Consider the following 7824-nt stretch of genomic DNA (forward strand, 5'->3'; position numbering starts at 1 on the left):
CCGCGCAGGCTATGCAGGCATGGGTTGAGAGAAGTGATTCGGTGGTCCGTCCTGTTGTTGTGCTCATTGCACAGATGGACCCTGAAAAGGAAGATGGACAATGACAGTAAGGACCGCTTCACGCATGGATGAAGGCAGATATGTGCTGATTACGGGTGCATCCAGCGGGATCGGGGCGGAACTGGCGTGGCTTTACGCCGCCCGTGGGCGGCCGCTGGTGCTGTGGGGGCGCAATGCCGGACGGCTGGAAAACGTGGCCGCCCGGGCGCGTGGCTGCGGGGTGGATGTGCGGACCCGCGTACTGGACGTGGCCGATGGTACGGCCGCCATCGCCGCCCTGCGGGAAGACGATGCCAGCCACCCGCTTGATATCGTCATCCTTGCCGCGGGGCAGGGCGACATGCGGCGCGGGGATGATGTGGTGGAACGGGCGGAGGACGTGCTCAGGCTGGGTCTGGTCAATTACGCAACACCTTCGGCCATGGCCGCCGCCGCCGCCGAATGCATGGTGCCGCGCGGGCAGGGGCATATCGTGCTGATCGGTTCGGTGGCGGCCTTCCATGCCCTGCCGTTCGCCGCTGCCTATTCCGGCTCCAAGGCGGGGCTGAAACGCTTTGCCGAGGCACAGCAGATGGCGCTGGCCCCGCTTGGCATCGGGGTGACCCTGGTCTCGCCGGGGTTTGTGGATACGCCCATGAGCCGCCGCGTGGTGGGGGCCAAGCCGTTCCTGCAGACTGCCCCCATGGCCGCGCGCCGGATTGCCCGCGCGGTGGACCGTGACCGGCCGCATCTGATCTTTCCGTTCCTGTTTTCCGTGCTGCGGCTGGTCGATACCCTGGTGCCGTGGCCGCTCAAGCGGCGCATTCTGTCAGCAATCAAAGCCGACCAGACCGGCTGAGCGGCAGGAGGACTGCCATCCCATGGGCATGGCGTTTGTTGCGGATCTGGATGATTGTGGCCATTTCGTGACATTGATCAATGAAATTGGCCGGAGCATGGGCTTGTTTCCTGCACAGATATGTTAACAACCAGGCCTGCGATGCCTGATTTTTGTCCCCTGTTGCGCAAGATGTGATGGGAGGGGCATGATCGTAGACTGTTTTTATTGCAATTGCAGGCAAGGAGCATGCCGCATGGGCACGGAGCGTGACCGGACATGAAAGAGATCGTAGCAGTTGATATCGGCGGGACGCATGCCCGTTTCGCCATTGCCCAGGTGGACCAGGGCCGGGTTGTCACACTGGGGGAAGCCACGACCCTGAAATGTGCCGATCACGCCAGCCTTCAGCTGGCATGGGAAGCCTTTGCCAGCGTGATCGACCGCCCCCTGCCGCGTGCCGCGGGCATTGCGGTGGCCTGTCCCATCAAGGGCGATATCCTGAAGCTGACCAACAACCCGTGGGTGATCCAGCCCGCGTGGCTGCCGGTCAAGCTGGGGGTGGATGAACTGATCCTGGTCAATGATTTCGGGGCCGTGGCCCATGCGGTGGCGCAGGTGGGGGCGGACAGTCTCCAGCATATCTGCGGCCCGGACGTGCCGCTGCCCGAGGAGGGTGTGACAACCGTTGTCGGGCCGGGCACCGGGCTGGGGTCGGCCTATGTCGTGCGCCGCAAGAACGGCTATTTCGTGTGCGAGACCGAAGGCGGCCACATCGATTTTTCCCCGCTTGACCCGCTGGAGGACCGGATCCTGACCGTGCTGCGCCGGCGTTACCGCCGCGTATCGGTCGAACGCGTGGTATCCGGGCCGGGGCTGCTGAACCTGTATGAGGCGATTGCCGAAATGGGTGAGCTTTCGGTCAAGGCGCGCGATGACAAGGCATTGTGGACCATGGCGCTGGAAGGCTCCGACCCGGTGGCCGCCGCGGCACTCGAGCGTTTCTGCCTCAGCCTTGGCACGGTCGCGGGTGACCTGGCCCTGGCGCAGGGGGGCAGTGCCGTCGTGATCGCGGGCGGTCTGGGGCTGCGCCTGGCCAAGCATCTGCCCAGTTCCGGCTTTGCCGAGCGGTTCGTGGCCAAGGGCCGGTTTGAAGGCATGATGGCGGAAATGCCCGTCAAGCTGATCACCTACCCCCAGCCAGGACTGCTGGGTGCTGCCGCGGCCTTTGCCGAGGCTTATCGCTAAGAACCTGTTTGAAATAATTTATTTTTTAAAAATAATAAAAGTTTTTGGGTGTCGCCTTTTTTCAGAAAGGCGACGTTCCTTGAAGCTTTTTGAAAAAAGCTTCACCTGGAACTTTCCGGTGATTCTTGGATGTTTCCTGAATTGGCTGTTTTAGGCAGCCTTCAGGCATTCTGTCCGTATCCGTCCGGCGGTATTGTTGTCCGTGGGGCGGATACCGCAGCAGGCGTGGCGACAGGGCTTTCAGCCCTGCCACAGATGGCCGGGCATGGCATCGTACTGCCGGGTCAGGAATTCCAGCAGCACCGTGATCAGATGCGCCACGTCATGGGCATCATGCTGGGTATGGTATGCCAGTTCATGCATCGGCATATTGTTGATCATGGTGGCGATCAGGACCCGTTCGTAGCGGTTGCCAATGATTTCATGAATATATCTGTAGCGGTTGATCGACCCCATGCGTCCGTTAAGGGGGCGGCGGGACAGGCCGAGCGATGTCCGGTCCAGATGCGGGTCATCTTCCCCCATCACGCCAATACGGTAATCCGTGGCCCAGAAACGGGCCGCCGCAATATGCTGCGCATTGAGCGTGCCGATACGGTGCAGGACCTCGATGACCGTCGGCAGCGGCAGTTCGGTCGCGTGCGCCGTGTCGGGGGATGCGGGCGTGTGAACGGCAGGACTGTCAGCAGGCAAGGAGTTTGCTTTCATTTCGGCACATGGACCGTATCATCTTCGCGTTCCCCCGTGCGGGTCAATTGAAAGAGTGCCCGGCCGCGCACGCCTGCCATGAAAATATGCGCCTTCCGTATCGCTACGGTCCATAAAAGAACGGCATCACCCGGGCCGGGGTGATGCCGTTGAGGTTCCGTGAGGAAGGTTGGGAAATCGACGGTTGGAAAGCTGTCGGGTAACCCACGGGTTGTGTTGTTGATAATAATAATTATTATCATTTTCAAGGAAAAAATGATATCCACTTCAGTGACATGCGGTGGACCCGATCCTGAAAACGTGGTGCCATGGCCATAATGACAAAAGCAGGCAGGGAACAGCATGGCCATTACACCGCTTGAAGTTGCCGCACGGCGCGCCGGGGGGCGGCGTGGGGCGGACATCCTGCTGGAAATTCTGGAAAGTGAAGGGGTCCGCTACATCTTCGGCAATCCCGGCACGACGGAACTGCCGCTGATCGATGCCCTCCAGCGCCGGCCGGACCTGAAATATATCCTGGCCCTGCAGGAAGCGAGCGTGGTGGCCATGGCCGATGGCTATGCCCAGGCGGCGGGACGGCCCGGTTTCCTGAACCTGCATACGGCGGGCGGTCTGGGTCACGGCATGGGCAACCTGCTCAATGCCAGTGTTTCCCAGACGCCACTTGTCGTGACGGCGGGACAGCAGGATTCCCGGCACACGATTTCCGACCCGCTTCTGTTTGGTGATCTGGTCAGCATTGCCACCCCCGCCGTCAAATGGGCGCAGGAAGTGCTGCATGCCGACCAGTTGCCGGTGCTGGTGCGCCGTGCCTTCAACGATTCGATGGCCGCGCCGTCCGGCCCGGTCTTTCTCTCGCTGCCCATGGATGTGATGGAGGAAGCCAGTGATGTCGATATCGGGTTCCCGTCCGTCATCAACCGGGACTCGATAGCAGGCGGCCTGCCGGAACTGGCGCGGGCGCTGGCCACCATCACGCCGGGGCGGCTGGCCATCATTGCGGGCGATGAGGTGCATGGTGCGAACGCGGCGGCACAGGTCGCGGCGGTGGCTGAAGTGCTGGGGGCGCCGGTTTATGGCGCGTCATGGCCGTCGCGCATACCCTTTGCCACGTCGTGCCCGCTATGGGCGGGCAACATGCCCACGCGCGCAACCGACATCGCCCGCCGTCTGGCGGATTATGATGCGATCTTTGCGCTGGGTGGCAAATCGCTGATCACCATCCTGTATTCCGAAGGTTCCCCCGTGCCGCCGGGATGCGCGGTCTATCAGGTCTCGGCCGATGCGCGTGATCTGGGCCGTACGTTCCAGACCCCGCTTTCGCTCGTGGGTAACATCCGTGCCTCGCTTGAGGCACTGCTGCCCCTGCTGGTGCAGGAAACCCGACCCCGGCAGGCGGCCTTCACGGCGGCGCGTGACCGGGTTGTGGCCGCCCGCGCGGCGCGGCAGGAGCAGGCATGTGAACTGGTTGCCCGCCATCGCCATGATCCGGTCGTCGCACCCTGCGTCGCGGCCTATGAGGCGGTGCGGGCCATCGGCCCCGCTGTTGCGATTGTGGATGAGGCGATTGCCACATCCTCCTATACCCGCATGTTCCTCGATAGTGACTGGGCCGCGCAGTACTCCTTCCTGCGCGGGGGGGCGCTGGGCTGGGGCATGCCCGCCGCGGTCGGGGCATCGCTGGGGCTGGGGCGTGAGCCAGTGGTCTGCCTGGTGGGCGACGGTGCGGCGCTCTACTCCCCCCAGGCGCTGTGGACCGCCGCGCATGAGCAGTTGCCGGTGACTTTCGTGGTGATGAATAATCGCGAATATAATGTGCTCAAGGGCTTCATGCGCGGACAGACACATTATGTCTCGGCACGGGAAGGCAATTTCCTGGCCATGGACCTGCGTGACCCCCCCATCGACTATCAGGCCATGGCAATGTCCTATGGGCTGGATTCCCGCCTTGTGACACGGGCAGACGACATCGCCCCCGTCATCGAGGCCGCCATGGCTTCGGGCCGTCCCAATCTGGTGGAAATCGTGATCAGTACGGTTGTATGAAGCCGTTGCGCCCAGTCCTGACGGCTATCCGAAAAGCCAGTCGGGACGGTATCCCGAACGCATATGAAAGTTTTTGGTGAAGCGTTTTCCAGAAAGATTCGGGAGGCGTCGCCTTCTTGAAAAAAGGCGACATCCGGAAAAATTTTTCTGTTTTAAAGCAGTCTGTTAATGGATGGGGAAGGTGCAGCGGGCGGGCGCGGTTTCAACCCGTTCACCGCCCGGGTCCACACGCAGGGTCAGTCGCATCACGGCCGCAGCCAGATGCGCGCCGGTGGTGTGCATGGTGGTCTTGATATCCACACCATGGTTGTTGTCCAGTACCGCCACGTTACGGCCACGGGCAATGGTCGCTTCCGCCCGGACGGACCAGTAGGTCCCGTTGATGTCCGACAGGCGGGCCAGATTGTACACCGTTCCTTCGCCGCGCAGCCTGCTGTAACCGATTCCGACCGCGCCACCGCCACTGATCCTGACGGGATAGGAATGTCCGCCAAAATAAAGGCGCCCTTTCCCCCAGGAATATCCTCCCGCCAGCGCGACATCGCGCAGGCCGAAGCACAGCTTGGCGGTTGGCTGTCCCAGTGCGTCATCCGCTGCCCGTGCGGAGGGGGCGGCCAGTAGCCCAACGGCAAGAAGGAAAGGGGCGGAAAGGCGGACTGGGCGCACGGTGTGTTCCTGACAATATGCCGCGTATAAAGGCGCATATGTGAAATAAGGGGCAATCCGGCATGCTTGACCGGCTGCGTCCTTTGTATTTCAGTCCATTACAATCAAAAGGCAACCCCCTGTCCGTCCGGTCGGGTACCCACGGGCCGACAATGGGGTGGAAGGACCCTGGTCAATGCAGCCTTCTCCTGTTTCCATGGATTATGATCATCCGGCCTGTCGGGCCATCGGGCGCAAGATTCGGGCGCAGGCCCCCTTTGTTTATGGATTGACCAACTATGTCGCGGCAACCCTGAGCGCCAACGTGCTTCTGGCGGTGGGGGCCGCACCCGCCATTGGCGCGGCACCCGGCTGGGCCAGCGGTTTTGGCGCCCGGGCCGGTGCGGTGTGGATCAATGCGGCGGGGCTGATCAACGGCAGCATGGCGGCGATGCAGGCTGCCGTCGCGGCGGCCAACGCCAGTCAGGTGCCGTGGGTGCTGGACCCCGTGGCCATGGGCGCGGGGGTTGCGGAATATGACGCCCTTGTCCGGCAGCTTGCAGGCAGTGGTCCTGCTGTCATCCGGGGGAATGCCAGTGAAATCATGGCGCTGGCAGGGGGCGCCAGTACGGCGCGCGGGGTGGAAACCACGGTCACGATCGCGCAGGCCGTGCCGCTGGGGCGGGTGCTGGCGCGTGAGCGTAACGCGATCGTGGCCATAAGCGGGGAGGAAGACCATATCCTTGCCCCCGATGGCCAGATGGTTGTCGTGCCCGGGGGGCATCGCCTTCTGACCGCCGTTACGGGGGCCGGGTGCGCGCTGGGCGGGTTGATCGCGGCGGCCCTTGCCGTAACGCAGGCCGGGCCGGAGCGTCCTGTCGCGGTCGTGGCGGTCCATGCCCTGTATGCCCGCGCCGCCGAAATGGCGGCCCGCAACGCACAGGGCACGGCATCTTTCGCTATGGGGTTTGTCGATGCCCTGTCACGTCTGCAGCAGACGGCAGGGTGACTGGTCCGCTACGGGGCAGCCGTCTGAAAAATCCTGTCCGCAAAGGGGTCAGGAAACATCCGCCATAAGGGAAACATGGGCGGCGATGATCTTCCAGCCATCGGGCGTGCGGATCCATGTCTGGCTCTGCCGACCGATGCGCGTGCCGCCGTGACGGCGGAATTCCAGATCAACCGTTCCCATATCGGTCCCGATGGTGGTGATATGGCGGCGCAGGACATCACGCGGCGGCGAACCGCCCGGACGGTTACGGCGGAAGGCGGCTATTTCGTCAAATCCGTACAGCATCTCTCCCACGCCATACCGCACGGTTTCCGGTCCCTGGTAAAACAGGGCATCAAGGACGGGTATGTCGTTGCTGCCCAGTGCGGTCTCATAACGGTCGGATACGGCGGCAAGCTCCGCCACGATGTCTGGACGATTGAGTTCTGGCGGCATGGTCGTTCCTACGGGAAGGCTAGGGTTATGCAGGTCTGGAGGATACCGTCGTGCGGGGGGCCTCATCCATCACATTTATAACCGCTTCATCCGAAATGGATACAACCTCGGAAGGCGGGCGATGTGCGGCCGCATCGGTCTTGCGGGCCAGATCGTTGGTGACGGCCTTCAGTTCGCCAACTTCGGCACGCACGTCATTCAGGATCTCGATCAGCGCCGCATGGTCTTCCGCCGCGCGCTGGTCCGTGCCGCGGCTCAGGACCGCATTGCCAACCATAAGGGCAGGCAGGGCCACAAGCTGGATGCAGTTGCTGATATAGAGCAGCGTATTCTGCCAGGCAGGGGCTGCCAGCGGGATGAGGGAAAAGACAAGAAAGGCGTAGACGCACCAGATGCTCCCGAAAATGATCGTCATGCGGACGGCTACGTGATCATTGACCTGTTGGATCAGGGCGGATGGTTTGGGTGATCGGGACATGGGTTCCAGCCTGTTTCTATGTCTACATGGGGTTCCGCCTATATGTCTCAAAACATGTCGGCTTGCGTCCACCGGGAGTTAGATAGGATTTATGCCGGGAAAGGGGAAAATGGCGTCTCCATTCACGGAATCCGGCACGCCATCGGTTCTGGCCGATATTGCAGTGAAGGCTGCCATGGTCCCGGAAGGGCGGTAGAGCAGGGTTTTTCAGGCTTCTGGATCATGGCGCGTGAAATTTTTTTCCAATGATGTGTATTTTCTGATTGACGGTTTTGAGGGTGGGACCTATATCCGCACTCACCGGCGGCGCTGAGGGAAACTTCTTGAGGTTGCTGGTGAGATTTGCTAGGTTATTCGGCCCGATTGGGCTTTGGT

General features: G+C 62.1%; 9 protein-coding genes. 4 read left to right on the forward strand and 5 right to left on the reverse strand.

Annotated features, from left to right (window positions below; translation table 11 throughout):
• The first annotated feature begins 100 nt into the window (after positions 1 to 100).
• Both CFR78_RS09925 and glk read left to right on the forward strand, forming a co-directional pair.
• Entirely contained in the window at positions 101 to 898 is a 798-nt protein-coding gene (locus CFR78_RS09925) for an SDR family NAD(P)-dependent oxidoreductase (RefSeq protein ID WP_034931612.1), read from the forward strand.
• Between the two features lie 258 nt (positions 899 to 1156).
• Entirely contained in the window at positions 1157 to 2125 is a 969-nt protein-coding gene (glk, locus tag CFR78_RS09930) for a glucokinase (protein ID WP_007399354.1), read from the forward strand.
• Positions 2126 to 2365: 240 nt separating this feature from the next.
• Here glk and CFR78_RS09935 read toward each other — a convergent pair whose 3' ends face one another.
• Positions 2366 to 2818 (reverse strand): hypothetical protein, encoded by a 453-nt coding sequence (locus CFR78_RS09935; protein WP_034931616.1) that lies wholly within the window; start codon positions 2816 to 2818, stop codon positions 2366 to 2368.
• Between the two features lie 11 nt (positions 2819 to 2829).
• Entirely contained in the window at positions 2830 to 3183 is a 354-nt protein-coding gene (locus CFR78_RS16255; RefSeq protein ID WP_181417520.1) for a hypothetical protein, read from the reverse strand.
• Here CFR78_RS16255 and CFR78_RS09940 point away from each other — a divergent pair.
• The gene (locus tag CFR78_RS09940; protein ID WP_034931620.1) at positions 3176 to 4879 is read left to right on the forward strand and encodes a thiamine pyrophosphate-binding protein; all 1704 of its coding nucleotides are present in this window, start codon (positions 3176 to 3178) and stop codon (positions 4877 to 4879) included. The genes CFR78_RS16255 and CFR78_RS09940 overlap by 8 nt on opposite strands.
• A gap of 165 nt (positions 4880 to 5044) precedes the next feature.
• Here CFR78_RS09940 and CFR78_RS09945 read toward each other — a convergent pair whose 3' ends face one another.
• Entirely contained in the window at positions 5045 to 5545 is a 501-nt protein-coding gene (locus CFR78_RS09945) for a hypothetical protein (protein WP_007399358.1), read from the reverse strand.
• A 175-nt stretch (positions 5546 to 5720) separates the two neighbouring features.
• Between CFR78_RS09945 and CFR78_RS09950 the strand changes: the two genes are divergently transcribed.
• On the forward strand, positions 5721 to 6533 hold the full coding sequence (locus CFR78_RS09950; protein ID WP_034931623.1) for a hydroxyethylthiazole kinase: 813 nt from the start codon (positions 5721 to 5723) through the stop codon (positions 6531 to 6533).
• A 48-nt stretch (positions 6534 to 6581) separates the two neighbouring features.
• Here CFR78_RS09950 and hpxZ read toward each other — a convergent pair whose 3' ends face one another.
• A complete protein-coding gene (gene hpxZ / locus CFR78_RS09955; RefSeq protein ID WP_007399360.1) occupies positions 6582 to 6971 on the reverse strand; it encodes an oxalurate catabolism protein HpxZ in 390 nt (129 codons plus the stop codon).
• Between the two features lie 25 nt (positions 6972 to 6996).
• Positions 6997 to 7449, reverse strand: coding sequence for a hypothetical protein (locus CFR78_RS09960; protein ID WP_007399361.1), 453 nt, complete (start codon positions 7447 to 7449; stop codon positions 6997 to 6999).
• Positions 7450 to 7824 lie beyond the last annotated feature (375 nt).

This window comes from Komagataeibacter rhaeticus (genome assembly GCF_003207855.1).
In the GTDB taxonomy this organism is placed as follows: Bacteria; Pseudomonadota; Alphaproteobacteria; order Acetobacterales; family Acetobacteraceae; genus Komagataeibacter; species Komagataeibacter rhaeticus.